The organism is Streptomyces sp. NPDC050164, from assembly GCF_044459945.1.
Taxonomy (GTDB): Bacteria; Actinomycetota; Actinomycetes; order Streptomycetales; family Streptomycetaceae; genus Streptomyces; species Streptomyces coeruleorubidus_A.
The window spans coordinates 1-14,758 of the sequence record NZ_JBITJK010000040.1 but is presented as its reverse complement, the minus strand read 5'-3'; the positions used below and the strand labels follow the sequence as shown (position 1 = coordinate 14,758).

Here is a 14,758-nt window from a genome sequence, read left to right as displayed (position 1 = left end):
CTGGTAGGGGTGGGGGCGCAACCCGGCGCTGCGGGGTGCCGCTCTCAGTGGGACGGGTGTCGCCTGGGGGCACCTCCCAGGCCCTTAAGGCACTGGGGGAGGCACGACTGCCCGCAGCTACGCCAGTCCGGCGGCCTTCCGTTCCTCGGCGGTGAGTGGTGGCCCGCTCAACCCCGGCCGCAACGGCCCCACCGCCGCCGCCACCATCACCGAAGGCGTCAGCAACACCCCCGCCCCCCGCTCCAGCGACGTCACGTCCGTCACCCGGCGGGCGATACGGCCGTTGCCCGTCGCCGTGTACAGCAGCCGGTCGACGTACGCGGTCACGAGCCGGTCCCGCAGCGTGGGGCCCTGCTCCGTCGCGCCGGAGTAGAAGACGTCCTGCCCGATCGCCAGGTCCCAGGCCGCGCCGACCGGGCGGGACACCGCCTTCTGGATCAGCCGGGACAGCCCGGGAGCTTCCCAGCCGTGCCGCCGTACCGTGTCCCGCAGGAGCAGGGCACTCTGCGCGGCGACGGCCAGGCCGTGCCCGTAGACCGGGTTGAACGCGGCGAGGGCGTCGCCGAGGACGGCGAAGTTCCGGGGCCACACCGGCATCCGCTCGTAGAAGTGCCGGCGATTGACGGTGGTGCGGGTGAACGCCACGTCGGACAGCGGCTCGGCCCGCTCCAGCAGCTCGCCGATGACGGGGTGCCGCAGTTCCTCGCGGGCGAAGCGGACGAAGTCGTCGTTCTCCGGGGACGGCCGGCCGCCCCGGGTGCCGCACAGGGTGACGATCCACCGGCCTTCCTCGATGGGCAGCAGGAAGCCCGCCCGGCCGGGCCCGCCCTCGCGCCGGTCGGGCTGGATGTTGACGATGGGGAAGCCGTCGCGGGCCGCGGCGGGGGCGAGGTAGAGGCGGCTGGCGTACGCCAGGCCCGCGTCGACCTCGCGTCGCTCCGCCAGGGGCAGGCCGAGGGCGGTCAGCCACCGGGCGGCCTGGGAGCCGCGGCCCGAGGCGTCGACGACCAGGCCGGCGGCGAGGGTCCGCTCGGGGCCGTCGTGGGGCCGGATCCGGACGCCCGTGACGGCCGCGTCCGTGCCGGTCAGGCCCACCGCCTCCGCCCGCTCGACGACCTCGATCCGCCGGTCGGCCAGGACCCGGGCGCGGACCGTCGCGTCCAGCAGGTCCCGGCCGGCGAGGATCACGTGGTGGGACTCGGCCCAGCGCCGGAACCAGCCGCGTGTCCCGAGGGCGACGATGCCCGTCGTGACCGGCAGCCGGTTCGCCCCGGCCGCCTTGAGCACCCCGGTGATCCCCGGCAGCAGTTCCTCCACGGCACGTGCGCCGCCCGACCAGAGCATGTGCGCGTGCCGGGCCTGCGGCAGTCCCTTGCGGGGGCCGGGGGAGGCGGGCAGCGTGTCGCGCTCCACGACGACGACCCGGTCGGCGACGTCGGCCAGGGCGCGGGCCGCGAGCATGCCGCAGTGGGATCCCCCCAGGACGACGGCGGTTCTGGCGGGGGTGGGACGGTCAGTCATGCGCGGGCGTTCTCTCTCCCGGGGGCGGCCGCGCGTGAGCGTACCGCCTCGATGTGGTCGCGGTGACGCAGGGCCAGGGACACGGCCTGGATCTCCTGGAGCAGGTAGGCGGTGTCGGGGCCGGACGGGGAGGCGGCGCTGTCGGTCTGCGGGGCCCGCTCCCGCGCGGCGACGGCGTCCAGGATCGTGACGGCGGCGGCCAGGGCCTTGGCCCGGCCGGGCTCGAACCCGAGGCCCAGGGCGGCGTCGTAGGAGCGCTCCCGCAGGTCTTCGTCGAGGTGCCGGGAGAGCTGGAGGAGTACGTCGCGGATGTACGTCTCGCGGCGGATCAGGCGCAGTTCGCCGGTGGCGCGCGGGGTGAAGGGGGCACCGCCGCCGTTCACGGTGCGCAGCAGCAGGTACAGGGGGCGCAGCTGCCAGTGGGCGAGCCGGATGCGCCAGCGCTCGTGCAGGTACTGGCCGCCGTGCGGGATGATGAAGCCGATGGCGACCATGGTGGCCGACAGGCAGGCGGCCGAGGGTGCCAGGTAGGTGCTCAGCCAGTCCAGGTTGTGGCCCGTCAACCGGGCGATGACGGCGGTGAGCTTGGCGGCGTCGAAGAGCAGGTTCGTCGCGTAGCCGACGCCCAGGAAGCGCAGGCCCCAGCGCAGCCAGGCGTCGAGGCCGTCGGTGCGGACCCAGTTCCAGATCAGCCGGGCCGTGACCGAGCAGGCCACGGTGTGCGCGAGCAGGTAGAGCAGGATCTCCTCGCGCATGAAGGGCGTGGTGGCGTAGTACGTGTCCAGGTCCCGGCGGCGTTCGACGGGGACGTCCGCGAGCCAGAACAGCACCCACAGGGCGACGACCACACCCGCGTAGGCGAAGACGACCCACCGGGCGGCGCGGCGCGTCGAGGCCGAACGGTCGGACAGGCCGTTGCGCCAGGCGACGATCAGCAGCAGCCAGGACGCGCACAGCGCGGTGAGCAGCGAGTACACCAGGGGTGCCGCGATGTTCGGCACGCCGGTGACGCGGTTGGTCCAGCCGATGACCGACGGGGTCGCGAAGACGAACACGGCACAGGCGAACAGCAGCAGCCCGCCGACGGCCCGCAGCATCGGGTCCCGCCACATCCTCACCAGGCTGGGCAGCTTGATGACCAGGGCGATGGTCAGCGCCCCGATCGGCAGCCAGAAGGAGACGGAGTAGCCGTCCAGGACGTCCCGTGCGTGGGTCATCGCACGCCGCCTCCGTGTCCGCGGTAGCCCATCGACCGCCGCACCGGATCGAGCGCGGCATCCGGCTCGTCCGGGACGGTCCCGTCCGCGACGGTGCGGAACACGGCCGCCAGCCGGTGCCCGAACTCGTCGGCCTCGGCCTCGTCCCGCTCGCGCGAGCCGTCCCGGGCCGCCACGGTCAGCGCCGCGGACTTCCAGCCGGGCTCGCGGTCCAGGGCCCGGGCCGCCGCCGTACCGGCGGCATGGTGGTGGTCGTGCCCCGCGTGCAGATGCCACAACTCATGCCCGAGGATGACCAGTTGCTGCACCGCCTCGGCCCGCTCCTCGACGATGACCAGGTCGAAGTCCTGGAACTCCACGCACAGGCCGGTCACTTCGATCTCGTCGGGGAACCGCTCGAAGCGCAGCTCGACGGGACGCCCGCCCCGCCGCGCGCTCATCTCCTCGCACAGCGCCCGGCACAACGACCGTACGTCGGCCGGTACTTGCTCCCTCGCCCGGACCGCGGCGGCGAGCCCGGCGGCCAGGCCGCGCATGGCGGAGCCCCTCCTGGACCGCCTGAGCGCGGCGGTGACTCGGGCCGCCTTCATCCGCGCGCCCGCGATGTCCATCGCTCCCCCTTCTCACCGCCGGCCGACGGCTTGGCCGCGCGTCCGAGACTACGCGCCCGAAAGTGTTCGCGTCATGCGGTCCGGCGCCCGTAGTTCAACGAAGAACGACCGTTCCTGCTCGAAAGTCGCGTCCAAAGTTCCGGGCCGACCATTGACGCGCACGCACTTCGAACTTACGGTCCCGTTCGAAGTCACGAGCGCCTACCGATATATCGAACACGACAGCAAAGGCAGGGCATGGGACGACCTGACCTGAATCGCAGGCAGCTTCTCGGCGGGCTCGGAGGACTCTTCGTCGCGAGCAGCTTCGGCTTCGCCGCGCTCGGCACGGGCGCCGACGCACTCGCCGCCGACGCCGACACCCGCGTGCGCTACTGGAACCTCTTCAGCGGCGGCGACGGATACAACATGATCGCGATGCTGGACGCCTTCCGTAAGGCCAACCCGGACATCGCGGTGAAGGACTCCACCCTCCAGTGGGGCAGCCCCTTCTACACCAAGCTCGCCATGGCCGCCGCGGGCAACCGCGCACCCGACCTCGGCGTCATGCACCTGGGCCGGGTCACCGGCTTCTCACCCGGCCGCTTCCTGGACCCCTGGGACGTGGACCTGCTCGCCGAGTACGGCGTACACGAAGCGGATTTCAACCCGGTGCTGTGGAAGCGCGCCGTCATCGACGGCAAGCTCTACGCCCTCCCGCTCGACATCCACGTCCAGCTCTGCTTCTACCGCAAGGACGTGCTGAAGAAGGCGGGCCTGCTCGGTGACGACGGCCGGATCGTGCCCGTCACCTCCACCGACGAGTGGTTCGACGTGCTGAAGGAGGCGAAGAAGGCCACGAAGAAGGGGCTTCAGACCATCGGCATGTGGTCCACCGACCAGAACTTCCAGTGGTGGTTCTTCGTCGCCTTCTACACCCAGCTCGGCGGCACCTGGTTCAACGCCGCCCACACCGAGGTCACCTTCGACACCGGCAAGGCCACCCAGGTCCTGGAGTTCCTGCGCCGGCATATCACCGAGGGGTACTCCAACCCGGGCTTCGCGGGCCTCGCCGGCGCCGAACAGTTCGTCAACGGCTCCCCCTTCGTCTGGGAGGGCAACTGGTCGGTGCCGGTCTACTCCGGGGCCAAGGTCGACTATGGTGCGACCCCGCTGCCGCCCGTCTTCGGCAAGCCGGCCACTCACGCCGAGTCGCACGCCTTCGTCCTGCCGCACCAGTCCGACCGCGGCGGCGCCACCAACGAAGCGGCCCACCGACTCGCCGCCTACGTCGTCCGGCACGCCCGGCAGTGGGCCGCCGGCGGCCACATCCCCGCGTACACGCCCACACTGTCCACGGCCGCGTACAAGGCGCTGAACCCGCAGAGCGAGTACGTCGCCGCCATGGACCACCAGGCCACCGAGCCGAAGGTGTGGTTCGCGGGCTCCACCGGCATCCTCGCCCAGCGCGTCGGCCCGATCGTCGTCTCCTCGACGATGGGCTCCGCCAAGCCGGAGACCGCCGCCCGCCGGATGGAGGGCGCACTCACCCAACTGCTCGCCATGAAGAACCCCATGGACGGCCACACAGCCGCAGAAGGAGGTGCGGCCGCATGATGGCGACCAGCGCGCAGACCATCGTCGCACCCGCCCGCGCCAGGACCACCGCCGACAGCGCCGGCCTCCGCCGTGGGCAGGGCTTTCAGCACGGTGGCTGGTTCGTGGCCCCGTTCCTCCTGTTGTTCACGCTCTTCGTGATCTGGCCGCTGCTGCGCGGCGTCTACCTCAGCTTCACGGACGCCAACATCTCGGGCGAGGGCGCGAGCTTCGTCGGCCTCGACAACTACCGCGAGGCCATCGAGGACCCGCTGGTGTGGGACTCCCTCGGCCACAGCGCGTACTTCACGCTCCTGGTCGTCCCCTGCATCACGGTCCTCGCGTTCCTCCTCGCGATGCTCGCCCACCACATCGAGCGCGGCAAGTGGCTGTGGCGGCTGTGCTTCTTCGCCCCGTTCCTGCTGCCGTCCACCGTCGCGGCCAACCTGTGGCAGTGGCTCTTCAACCCCGGCACCGGAATGATCAACCACGTCTTCGGCATCGAGACGCCGTGGCTGACCGACAAGTCGTACGCGATGCTCGCCATCGTCATCCAGACCCTGTGGTGGACGGTCGGCTTCAGCTTCCTGCTCTACCTCGCCGCTCTCCAGGGCATCCCCGGCCACCTCTACGAGGCCGCCAAGCTGGACGGCGCGAACGCCTGGCACCGCATGGTCCACATCACCCTGCCGATGCTGCGCAACATCACCGGCCTCGTCGTCGCCCTGCAGATCCTCGCCTCGCTCCAGGTCTTCGACCAGGCCGTCGTGATGATGGACTTCCTCCCCGGGCCCGAGGGATCGACCCGCACCTTCGTGCAGTACACCCTCGAAGAGGGCTTCACCAGCTACCGCGTGGGCTACGCCTCCGCGATCTCCGTCATCTTCTTCGTGATCATCGCGGCCGTCGCCCTCGCCCGGATGTGGCTGCTGCGCAACCGTGAGGAGACCGCCCGATGACCACCGCCGTACCGGTGAAGCCCCGCAGGGCGTGGACCCCGAGCCAGATCGTGCTCACCCTCCTCGGCACCGCGGTCTCCGTCGTCTTCCTCGCCCCCTTCGCCTGGGGTCTGTTCACCTCCCTCAAGTCGGAGACCGAGGCGGTGGAGGTCCCGCCGCACTGGCTCCCTCAGGACTGGACGGGCCAGGCCTGGAAGGCCCTCTTCGAGACCGGCAACATCACCAACTGGTTCGTCAACTCCGTGGTCGTCTCCGTCTGTGTGACGTCCGTGGTGCTGCTCGTGAGCGCCCTGGCCGGATACGGCTTCGCCCGCACCGAGTTCCGCGGCAAGAAGCCCCTGATGGGCCTGGTCATGGCCGGACTGATGATCTCGCCCGCCGTCCTCGGCGTGCCGCTCTTCACCACCGTCCAGCAGATGGGCATGGTCGACACCTACTGGGGCATGATCCTGCCGCAGTGCGCGCCCGCCGCGATGGTCTACATCCTCTACAAGTTCTTCCAGGGCATCCCGCGCGAACTGGAGGAGGCCGCCTTCATCGACGGCGCGGGCCGCTGGCGCGTCTTCTTCACCATCGTCCTCCCGCTCTCCCGCCCCTCCCTCGCCGCGGTCGGCATCTTCACGTTCATCGCCTCGTGGAACAACTTCCTCTGGCCGTACATGGTGACCAACAACCCCGACCTGATGACCATGCCGAACGGCATCGCGACCGTCATGAACTCCTACGGCATCCAGTGGGCCCAGCTCATGGCCGGCGGCCTGATGGCGGGCCTGCCCCTGATCATCGTCTTCGTCTTCTTCCAGAGGCAGATAGTGGCGGGCGTGGCCCATACGGGTTTGGCCGGGCAATAACGGCCATGTTTTTCAGGGGCGCGGGGAACTGCGCGAACAACCCCCACAACCCGCAGCCGCGACTGGACAGCACCACCCACCTCGAAAGGCGAAAATGCAAAAGGCCCGCTTCACCCTCGACCCCGATTTCACGATCGGCGAAGTAAACCCCCGCCTCTTCGGCAGCTTCGTGGAACACCTCGGCCGCTGCGTCTACACCGGCATCTTCGAACCCGACCACCCCACAGCCGACGACAAGGGCCTGCGTCAGGACGTCCTGGACCTCGTCCGCGAACTCGGCGTCACCGCCGTCCGTTACCCAGGCGGCAACTTCGTATCCGGCTACAAGTGGGAGGATTCAGTCGGCCCGGCTGAGAATCGCCCTCGCCGCCTCGACCTCGCCTGGCACTCGACGGAGTCAAACCGCTTCGGCCTTTCCGAGTACATCGACTTCCTCCGTAAGATCGGCCCCCAGGCCGAGCCCATGATGGCCGTCAATCTCGGCACCCGAGGCGTCGCCGAAGCCCTCGAACTCCAGGAGTACGCCAACCACACCGAGGGCACCGCCCTGTCGGACCTCCGCGTCACCCACGGCGACAAGGACCCCTTCGGCATCAGACTGTGGTGCCTCGGCAACGAGATGGACGGCCCCTGGCAGACCGGCCACAAGACCGCCGAGGAGTACGGCCGGGTCGCCGCCGAGACGGCCCGGGCCATGCGCCAGATGGACCCCGGCGTCGAACTCGTCGCCTGCGGCTCCTCCAGCCAGTCCATGCCGACGTTCGCCGAGTGGGAGGCGACCGTCCTCAAGGAGACGTACGACCTCGTCGACTACATCTCCCTGCACGCCTACTACTGGCCCGAGAACGGCGACGTCGACTCCTTCCTGGCCTCCGCCGTCGACATGGAGTCCTTCATCGACAACGTCGTCGCCACCGCCGACCACGTGGGCGCGAAGCTCAAGTCGAAGAAGCGGATCAACCTCTCCTTCGACGAGTGGAACGTCTGGTACCTGCCCGAGTGGGAGGCCCGCGCGAAGACCTTCGAGCAGGACGACTGGCCCGAGGCCCCCCGCCTCCTGGAGGACAACTACAGCGTCACCGACGCCGTCGTCTTCGGCTCGCTCCTCATCGCCCTGCTCCGGCACGCCGACCGCGTCACGGTCGCCTGCCTGGCCCAGCTCGTCAACGTCATCGCGCCGATCATGACCGAGCCGGGTGGCCCGGCATGGCGGCAGACGACGTTCTTCCCCTTCGCCCAGGCCGCCCGGTACGGCCGCGGCCAGGTCCTCGACGTCCGCGTGGACTCACCGACGTACGAGACGAAGAAGTTCGGCGAGACGGACCTGCTGCACGCCACCGCCGTACGCGCCGAGGACGGCACGGTCACGGTCTTCGCGGTGAACCGCAGCCGGACCGACGCCCTCCCGCTCGACGTCGCCCTGAACGGCCTCGACCTCACCCGGGTCGTCGAGCACAGCGTCCTCGCGGACGCCGACCCCGACGCCCGCAACACCCTCGACGACCCCGAGCGGGTCGCCCCGCACCCGGCCGACGGCACGGCTCTCCAGGACGGCACGCTGAGCACCGTCCTGGAGCCGCTGTCCTGGAACGTGATCCGGCTGGCGTAACGGCCCGCGGACCGGTCAGCGTTCGATGCGCGGCTGGGCGGTCGAGGACGGCGGGGGCGACGTCGTGCCGACCGCCCAGTAGCCCTCGGAGCCCGGCACCGTCGCGAGGGCGTTCATGACGACGGGGGTCGTGGCCAGCGGCCCCCGCTCGCTCACCCAGGCCGTGCCGTCCCACCGCAGGTAGTGGGCCCGGGTCTGGTCCCAGAAGTCCCACCCGGAGATACGGTCGGGACGCCCCTGAGCGTCGCCCACGATGCCGGTCAGCACTCCCACGCCGAACGGTGCCGTGACGTACTCCCAGCCGGTGCCGTCCCCGTGCAGCAGCCGGACGCCGGGGGGCTTGCCGGGCGGGCCGCCGATGCCGTAGTCGTAGCCGGTCATCCAGATGTCGTCGCGGGCGACCGGAAGCAGCCCGGTGAAGCCGGCACGGATCCCGCCGGGCGCCGGCAGCACGGTCCAGGCCGCTCCGTCCCAGCGGGCGACCAGCTCACTGCCGTACACCCAGACGTCGCCGCAGGGCGCGCGGTGGATGCCGTAGGGCGGGATGGTGGTCGCGGCCGGGGGCGCCGCCAGCCAGGTCCACTTGCCCCGGTGGCCGTGCAGCAGCACGGAGCCGTCGCTGTTCCGGCCGGAGACCCAGACGTGCCCCCGGGGTCCGGTCGTGACGGCGGCGAGGGACGTGCCGGGCGCCCCGCGCCCGGGGAAGTCGGCCTCCCGCCACGTCAGTCCGTCCCAGGCGAGCAGCCGGGCGGTGCCGGAGGTGTCGGTGCCGACGGCCCAGGCGCGGCCGTCGGACGCGGCGGCGACGGAGCCCAGATAGCCGCCGAAGCCGGGCCCGGTGCGCTGCCAGGCGGTGCCGTCCCACACGAGCGCCAGCGCCGTCCCCCGGCCATGGCCGATGCGGCCCTCCTCGCCCACGGCCCAGGCGAGGCCCGGACCCGCTGCCGCCACGTCGAGCAACTGCGCGGCCGGGGCGGCCTCCGGGGCTGCGACGGCCTGCCACTCGCGGGCCTCCCCCAGGAGACCGGGAGCCGCCCAGGCCGTTCCGCCCCGCATCGAGGCGAGCCCGAGCCCGGCCCCGACCAATCCGCCTAATCCACCGATGAAACGCCGTCTTCGCACGAGGTTCCCCTCCCTGTCGGCAGCCCTGAAAGGCCAACACGGTGGCCCAGCCTGCCGGAGAAGGCAATGCACGAGGACGGCTCGATCCGGTCACACCGGCTTGACGGGAACCCCTCCGGCGGCGGCGCCCAACAGCGTGAGCCGGACATCCCTCGGCCCCGACGGTGTGGTCCCGTCCGACAACACCGCCAGCGCAAGTGTGTTGGCACCACGTGTGCGCAGGATCCCGTTCGGCAGCACGAACGTGTGCTGCGGCCCTACGTCGTTGATGTACTGGCCCATGTTCCAGCCGTTGAGGAAGACCTGGACGCGGTAGGCCCGCTCCGGGTCGTCGTCGAGGACGAGTCCGACGGAGGCGTCGACGCCCGGGTCGACGTCCAGCCGGAAGTCCGTCCGGTACCAGGTGACGCCCTGCCGCCGGTCGGCACGCGGCAGTTCGGCGTCCTTCCAGTCCCCGTCGTCGTACTCCGGGAGATGCCAGCCCTCGCGCTCCCCGTACAGCCCGCCGTTGTTCATCGGCCCGCGCACCGGGTCGTGCGTCGACGCGCCCTGGATCCGCCAGGTCACCTTCGGGGAGGCGCCCTCGAAGGTGACGGCGGTCAGTCCGCGCGCGGCCTTGTGGGTGTCGAGCGCCTTGCCGTCCATGTCGTGCTGCATCCGCCGGACGAGCACGGACAGGACATGCCGCTCACCACTCCCGCTGCGGTCCTCACGGAACCGCTTGCGCAGTTCCTCCGGCAGGGCGAAGCCGGCCCTGGCCGTCCAAGTCCCCTGCCGCGCCCGGTCCTTGTCCGGCACCGGCATCCGGTGCGTGCCCAGCGGCTCGCCGTCCAGCCAGGCCATCAGCAGGCCCTGCGTGCCCGAGCTGTAGGCGAGGGAGACGGACTCGATGCCGCCCTCGCCGGTCCACTCGCCCCGGTACCAGACGTCGCCGTAGTGGAAGCCGTAGTCGTCGGCGAACAGGACGGGCTGCCCGTCGGGCACGGGCGTGGTGCTGAACGACGTCTCCTTGTCGGCCGCCGTCCAGCCGGAGTCGTCGAAGCCGGGCTCGGCCTCCGGGTTCTCGGTCCGCCGCCGCCAGCCGTCGAGGGCGGGCAGCGCCGGCCGGGCCACGCCGGGCAGCGGCCGCAGCGCCAGCAGACTGCCGGAGGCGCTGATCCGGGTGGGCACCCGACGCCCGTTCCACGTGACATGGGTGATCCCGCGCGGCCCCCACACCTCCAGACCGGTCGCCGCGGTGGTGTCACCGGTGAGGTGGGCCGTGGAGCCGCGCAGCTCGGCCGAGCGCAGCAGCGCCGGGCCGTAGACGAGGAGCGGGCCGGACGGCGTCTCGTACGGCCACAGCCGCAGGGCCGTCGCGTCGTCGGCGAACAGCAGCAGCATCGGCGTGTCCACGCCGTCGCCCTCGACCCGCACCCGGCTCAGCCCGCCGGCGCCGAGCGGAGCGGTGACGTTGAGCTTGCCGAGATTCCAGGACCACGCGGGCTCCGCGTCCAGCCGCATGGGCGTCGGCTCGTCCGCGCAGTCCAGTACGACCTGCGCCAGATCGCCCCGCCGGCCCGCGAACACCGCGATCTCCTGGCGCCCGGCGGTCAGGCTCAGCATGGGCTGCGCGGTGGCGTGCACCAGCGTCCGCTTCCCGAGCTTCAGCCCGGCGGCGATCAGCTTGGCGTCCCGCGCCGGGACCGTGACCGGCACGTCGATCCCGGCGTCCGGCAGCGTCGAGGTGACCGCCTCGCCGGAGTCGTTGCGCAGGACGTAGAAGTGGGCGCCGGTGTCGGGGTTGGCCAGGTGGTAGACCTTGATCCGCTCGTCGGCTGCCCGTACGGCCTTCGCCCGGTTCAGCTTGGCGAGGTCCGGCACGTGGCGCAGCAACTGCCCGATCTGGTGCATCGGGGCGAGCTTGGGGGTGGCGTTGCGGGCCTCGTCGAAGGCGGCCCCGTAGTCGTACGACGTGTAGACGACCGGCGCGGGCAGCCAGCCCCAGGAGGTGCCGCCGTACGTCATGTAGACGTTGTGCAGCGTGATGCCGTTGGCGAGGTTGGTGAGGTAGAAACGCCGCTCGTACGCCGCGTCCCGGGTCCGGCGCGACTCGGCGTACCCCTTGCCGTCGAACCAGGACCCGCCCCACGGGTCGAACCAGCCCCCGCCGAACTCGGGCACGAACCCGGGCGTGCGCGGACTGGCCGTGGCCCCGCCCTTCGCCCCGCCGGTCCCGAAGTGCCCCCAGTCGGGCGGCACCTGGTCCGGCTCCGGATACCCGTCGAACCCGTACAGCCAGCGCCCCTTCTCACCGCCGGTGCCGAACGACCCGGGCGCCCAGTACCCGTTGCGCCCCTTGTCGTTGTGGAACAGCGGCACGTCGATGCCGTCGGCGCGGACCTTCTCGTACAGGTACGACATGTAGGCGCGCCCGGTCGGTTCGTCGACGTGCGCGTCGTACTCGTTCTCGATCTGGTACAGCAGGACCGTGCCCGTGCCCCGGGTGAACAGGCGCTTCGCGACGATGGCGTTGACGGCGGAAAGCCACTCGTCGACGTACCGCAGATACGTCGGGTCCGAGGTCCGGGCCCTGCCCTCGGTCGCGGTCAGCCAGCCGGGGAAGCCGCCGGCGTCGACCTCCGCGTTGATGTACGGGCCGGGCCGCAGGATCACGTACAGACCGGTCTCGGCGGCCATGCGCAGGAACAGGTCCAGGTCGCGCACACCCGTGAAGTCGTACCGGCCGGGAGCGGCGGAGTGGTAGTTCCAGGCGACGTACACGCTGACGGCGTTGTAGCCGTGCGCACGCGTCTTCTCCAGCATGTCCCGCCACAGGGACGGGCTCGGCAGCCGGAAGGGGTGCAGCTCGCCCGACCAGAGCACCAGGCGGCGGCCGTCGACCAGCAGCGAGTACCGGTCGAAGCCGACCTCGTGCCGCCGGCCGTCCGCGCTTGGCACCGGTGGCGGAGGGCCCGTGGGCACGCTCCGTGCCGTGTTGGCGGAGGTCGGCGACCCGCTGCCGGTCAGCGCGAAGCCGAGCGCGGCCGTGCCGGCGAGAGCGTGGAAGGTACGCCTGCTGAGCTCCAAGGGAGCGCCTCCTGTTGTGCTGCCGTGCCATACGTGGTGCTTACGTGGTGCTGGTGCCTCATTGTCCACAGGCCGACCGCGACAATGGCCGTATGAGGATCTCGGCACGTGCGGACTACGCGGTACGAGCGGTCGTGGAACTGGCCGTCCGGCAGGGCGAAGGGCCGGTCAAGGCGGAGACCGTCGCCACCGCGCAGGACATCCCCCACAAGTTCCTGGAAGGGATCCTCGGCGATCTGCGGCGCGGCGGTGTCGTCGACAGCAGGCGCGGCGGGAGCGGCGGTTACCGGCTGGCCCGGCAGGCCGCGGAGATCACGGTCGCGGACGTGATCCGGGCCGTGGACGGACCGATCGTCTCGGTGCGCGGCGAGCGCCCGACCGGCCTCGCCTACACGGGCACCGCCGAGCCGTTGCTGCCGCTGTGGATCGCCCTGCGGGCCAATGTGCGCAGGATCCTGGAGGGCGTGACGATCGCCGACCTCGCGGCCGGCGCGCTGCCCGAGCCGGTGGAGCGGCTGGCGGCGGAACCGGCGGCCTGGGAGAACCCGTGACGGGCCGCGCCCGCGGGGGAGCCGGTGGGTGATCCTCATCGCGTCCTCGGAGTGTCCTGGTCTGACGCACTGGTAACGCACCTTATGCGCCCGCCGGTACCGCTGGTGTCGACGGGGCCCGTGTGGACGGGGCCCCGCGCCCCTTCCCCTGATGTGATCCCGCCATTGTGAATGGCCGAAGACCGCCCTGGCCGACCCCTTCCGCCCTGCGTACGATGCGACCGCTCCCGGCCTTCACAGCTCCTTCATGCAATGGTCACAGGTCGGGCGCGCATGCGCTGTCGTCTTGACATGCCCATGCCATTCCCTGCTCCACCCCCCACGAACGGATGGGAGAACCATGGCCGGTGGCCTGCTTCTGAGCGGCGCGATCGCCGCGCTCCTCACCAGCGCACTCCCCGCACAATCCCCGTCCTCCGGGTTCGTCGACCCGCCCCCGGACAAGATCGTCATCAAGGTCGCCACGGTGAACGGCTCCGGCTGTCCGCAGGGCACGGCCGCGGTCGCCGTCTCCGAGGACAACACGGCCTTCACGGTCACCTACAGCGACTACCTCGCCCAGGCCGGCGGGGGCTCCGACCCGACCGCGTTCCGCCGAAACTGCCAGCTCAGCCTGATCGTCCACGTGCCTCAGGGCTTCACGTACGCCATCGCCAGCGCCGACTACCGGGGCTTCGCCTCACTCCAGCGTGGCGCGAGCGGCTCCCAGCGAGCCTCGTACTACTTCCAGGGCTCGCCCAGCACGGTGTCCAAGAACCACCCCTTCAGCGGCCCCTACAACGACAACTGGCAGGCCACCGACGAGACGGACTGGGCCCAACTGGTCTACGCACCCTGCGGAGTCCAGCGCAACTTCAACATCAACACCGAACTCCGGGTCAACGCCGGCACCCAGTCGGCCGACAAGGTCAGCTTCATGACGATGGACTCGACGGACGGGGACATCAGCACGGTGTACCACATGGCGTGGAAGAAGTGCCCGGAGTCCTGACGGGACGAGGGGTGGCCGGCCGGCCTGGCGGGCCACCCTGGGCTCCGGGAGCCTCAGCTGCGGCGGCCTGTGCCGGCCCCGGCCAGCGCCGTACCGAGAAGCACGTATGCGGTGAGGGCCAGGACCGGTATGTGCCCGCCCGCGCGGTCGATGTCGTCGGTGAAGTACCCGGACAACCCCAGCCAGACGAACCCACCGACGGCCACCAGCACGGTGTTGCCGGTCTCCCCCATCACCCGCATGCCGGCCCACAGCAGAAGGGGCATGAGAATCCATGAAGCGGCCGTGGTGAGCAGGAACTCGAAGGCGCCGGCCCACATGTCGTCTTCGCTCGCGGCCGCGCTCTCGCGTGCCCCCGCGAAGCCGGCGTACATGAGGGAGTGGCAGGCCGCGGTGGAGACGGCGACGGTGACGGCGCCTTTGACGAATCGTACGTACCGCATGGCGGGAATCCTCGCTCTTCGCAGGCGGATGGGCCCCGACACAGGTGCGTGGGGCCACTGCCGAGATCTTCGTGATGCGGCGGTCTCGCAGGCGCGGGATCCCAGGCTCTGCGGGCGTGGCCGGCGGAGTGGTCAGTTCGGGGCCTAGGTGTGCTGATCGGACAGGTTGGTGACGCGGCTGGCTGGGGTTTGGCCGCCGATGCCGGTGTGGGGTCGGTGGTAGTTGTACCAGTCCAGCC

At 71.1% G+C, this 14,758-nt stretch carries 12 protein-coding genes; 6 read left to right on the top strand and 6 right to left on the bottom strand.

The annotated features are described in order from the left end of the window. Nucleotides 1-117: 117 nt before the first annotated feature. Genes ACIBNA_RS36440 through ACIBNA_RS36430 form a run of 3 tightly spaced genes read right to left on the bottom strand, consistent with a single transcriptional unit; the run spans nt 118 to nt 3,349 of the window. The gene (locus tag ACIBNA_RS36440) at nt 118-1,521 is read right to left on the bottom strand and encodes an NAD(P)/FAD-dependent oxidoreductase (protein ID WP_399169488.1); all 1,404 of its coding nucleotides are present in this window, start codon (nt 1,519-1,521) and stop codon (nt 118-120) included. Then, nucleotides 1,518-2,738, bottom strand: coding sequence for an MAB_1171c family putative transporter (locus ACIBNA_RS36435; RefSeq protein ID WP_399169487.1), 1,221 nt, complete (start codon nt 2,736-2,738; stop codon nt 1,518-1,520). Before ACIBNA_RS36435 ends, ACIBNA_RS36440 begins: the two co-directional genes overlap by 4 nt. Beyond that, nucleotides 2,735-3,349 carry a toxin-antitoxin system, toxin component family protein gene (locus tag ACIBNA_RS36430; protein WP_399169486.1) on the bottom strand — a complete coding sequence of 205 codons (615 nt, stop codon included), beginning with the start codon at nt 3,347-3,349 and terminating at the stop codon, nt 2,735-2,737. Before ACIBNA_RS36430 ends, ACIBNA_RS36435 begins: the two co-directional genes overlap by 4 nt. A 237-nt stretch (nt 3,350-3,586) precedes the next feature. On the opposite strand from ACIBNA_RS36430, the gene ACIBNA_RS36425 reads away from it, so the two are divergent. The 4 genes from ACIBNA_RS36425 to ACIBNA_RS36410 all read left to right on the top strand — a co-directional run bounded on the left by ACIBNA_RS36425 (nt 3,587) and on the right by ACIBNA_RS36410 (nt 8,343). Next, nucleotides 3,587-4,945, top strand: a complete 1,359-nt coding sequence (locus ACIBNA_RS36425; protein WP_399169485.1) for an extracellular solute-binding protein — start codon at nt 3,587-3,589, stop codon at nt 4,943-4,945. Then, nucleotides 4,942-5,883 (top strand): carbohydrate ABC transporter permease, encoded by a 942-nt coding sequence (locus ACIBNA_RS36420; protein WP_399169484.1) that lies wholly within the window; start codon nt 4,942-4,944, stop codon nt 5,881-5,883. The genes ACIBNA_RS36425 and ACIBNA_RS36420 overlap by 4 nt, the downstream gene beginning before the upstream one ends. Then, nucleotides 5,880-6,734, top strand: coding sequence for a carbohydrate ABC transporter permease (locus ACIBNA_RS36415; RefSeq protein WP_399169483.1), 855 nt, complete (start codon nt 5,880-5,882; stop codon nt 6,732-6,734). The genes ACIBNA_RS36420 and ACIBNA_RS36415 overlap by 4 nt, the downstream gene beginning before the upstream one ends. Before the next feature lie 94 nt (nt 6,735-6,828). Then, nucleotides 6,829-8,343 carry an alpha-N-arabinofuranosidase gene (locus tag ACIBNA_RS36410; RefSeq protein ID WP_399169481.1) on the top strand — a complete coding sequence of 505 codons (1,515 nt, stop codon included), beginning with the start codon at nt 6,829-6,831 and terminating at the stop codon, nt 8,341-8,343. Nucleotides 8,344-8,358: 15 nt separating this feature from the next. Here ACIBNA_RS36410 and ACIBNA_RS36405 read toward each other — a convergent pair whose 3' ends face one another. After that, entirely contained in the window at nt 8,359-9,429 is a 1,071-nt protein-coding gene (locus ACIBNA_RS36405; RefSeq protein WP_399169480.1) for a hypothetical protein, read from the bottom strand. Between the two features lie 126 nt (nt 9,430-9,555). Then, the gene (locus ACIBNA_RS36400; protein ID WP_399169479.1) at nt 9,556-12,534 is read right to left on the bottom strand and encodes a beta-galactosidase; all 2,979 of its coding nucleotides are present in this window, start codon (nt 12,532-12,534) and stop codon (nt 9,556-9,558) included. 92 nt (nt 12,535-12,626) lie between these two features. Here ACIBNA_RS36400 and ACIBNA_RS36395 point away from each other — a divergent pair, with 92 nt between their 5' ends. Both ACIBNA_RS36395 and ACIBNA_RS36390 read left to right on the top strand, forming a co-directional pair. Further along, nucleotides 12,627-13,085, top strand: a complete 459-nt coding sequence (locus ACIBNA_RS36395) for an RrF2 family transcriptional regulator (RefSeq protein WP_399169478.1) — start codon at nt 12,627-12,629, stop codon at nt 13,083-13,085. A 340-nt stretch (nt 13,086-13,425) separates the two neighbouring features. Then, nucleotides 13,426-14,076: a DUF4360 domain-containing protein gene (locus ACIBNA_RS36390; RefSeq protein ID WP_399169477.1), complete on the top strand. Its 651-nt coding sequence runs from the start codon at nt 13,426-13,428 to the stop codon at nt 14,074-14,076. Between the two features lie 53 nt (nt 14,077-14,129). Here the strand turns inward: ACIBNA_RS36390 and ACIBNA_RS36385 are convergent, their stop codons facing one another. Next, nucleotides 14,130-14,519, bottom strand: coding sequence for a hypothetical protein (locus ACIBNA_RS36385; RefSeq protein ID WP_399169476.1), 390 nt, complete (start codon nt 14,517-14,519; stop codon nt 14,130-14,132). Between the last annotated feature and the right edge of the window lie 239 nt (nt 14,520-14,758).

Bases quoted from the DNA above. Each gene is read 5' to 3' on its own strand.
- ACIBNA_RS36440 (WP_399169488.1), bottom strand. From the start codon at position 1,521: ATGACTGACCGTCCCACCCCCGCCAGAACCGCCGTCGTCCTGGGGGGA.
- ACIBNA_RS36435 (WP_399169487.1), bottom strand. From the start codon at position 2,738: ATGACCCACGCACGGGACGTCCTGGACGGCTACTCCGTCTCCTTCTGG.
- ACIBNA_RS36430 (WP_399169486.1), bottom strand. From the start codon at position 3,349: ATGGACATCGCGGGCGCGCGGATGAAGGCGGCCCGAGTCACCGCCGCG.
- ACIBNA_RS36425 (WP_399169485.1), top strand. From the start codon at position 3,587: ATGGGACGACCTGACCTGAATCGCAGGCAGCTTCTCGGCGGGCTCGGA.
- ACIBNA_RS36420 (WP_399169484.1), top strand. From the start codon at position 4,942: ATGATGGCGACCAGCGCGCAGACCATCGTCGCACCCGCCCGCGCCAGG.
- ACIBNA_RS36415 (WP_399169483.1), top strand. From the start codon at position 5,880: ATGACCACCGCCGTACCGGTGAAGCCCCGCAGGGCGTGGACCCCGAGC.
- ACIBNA_RS36410 (WP_399169481.1), top strand. From the start codon at position 6,829: ATGCAAAAGGCCCGCTTCACCCTCGACCCCGATTTCACGATCGGCGAA.
- ACIBNA_RS36395 (WP_399169478.1), top strand. From the start codon at position 12,627: ATGAGGATCTCGGCACGTGCGGACTACGCGGTACGAGCGGTCGTGGAA.
- ACIBNA_RS36390 (WP_399169477.1), top strand. From the start codon at position 13,426: ATGGCCGGTGGCCTGCTTCTGAGCGGCGCGATCGCCGCGCTCCTCACC.
- ACIBNA_RS36385 (WP_399169476.1), bottom strand. From the start codon at position 14,519: ATGCGGTACGTACGATTCGTCAAAGGCGCCGTCACCGTCGCCGTCTCC.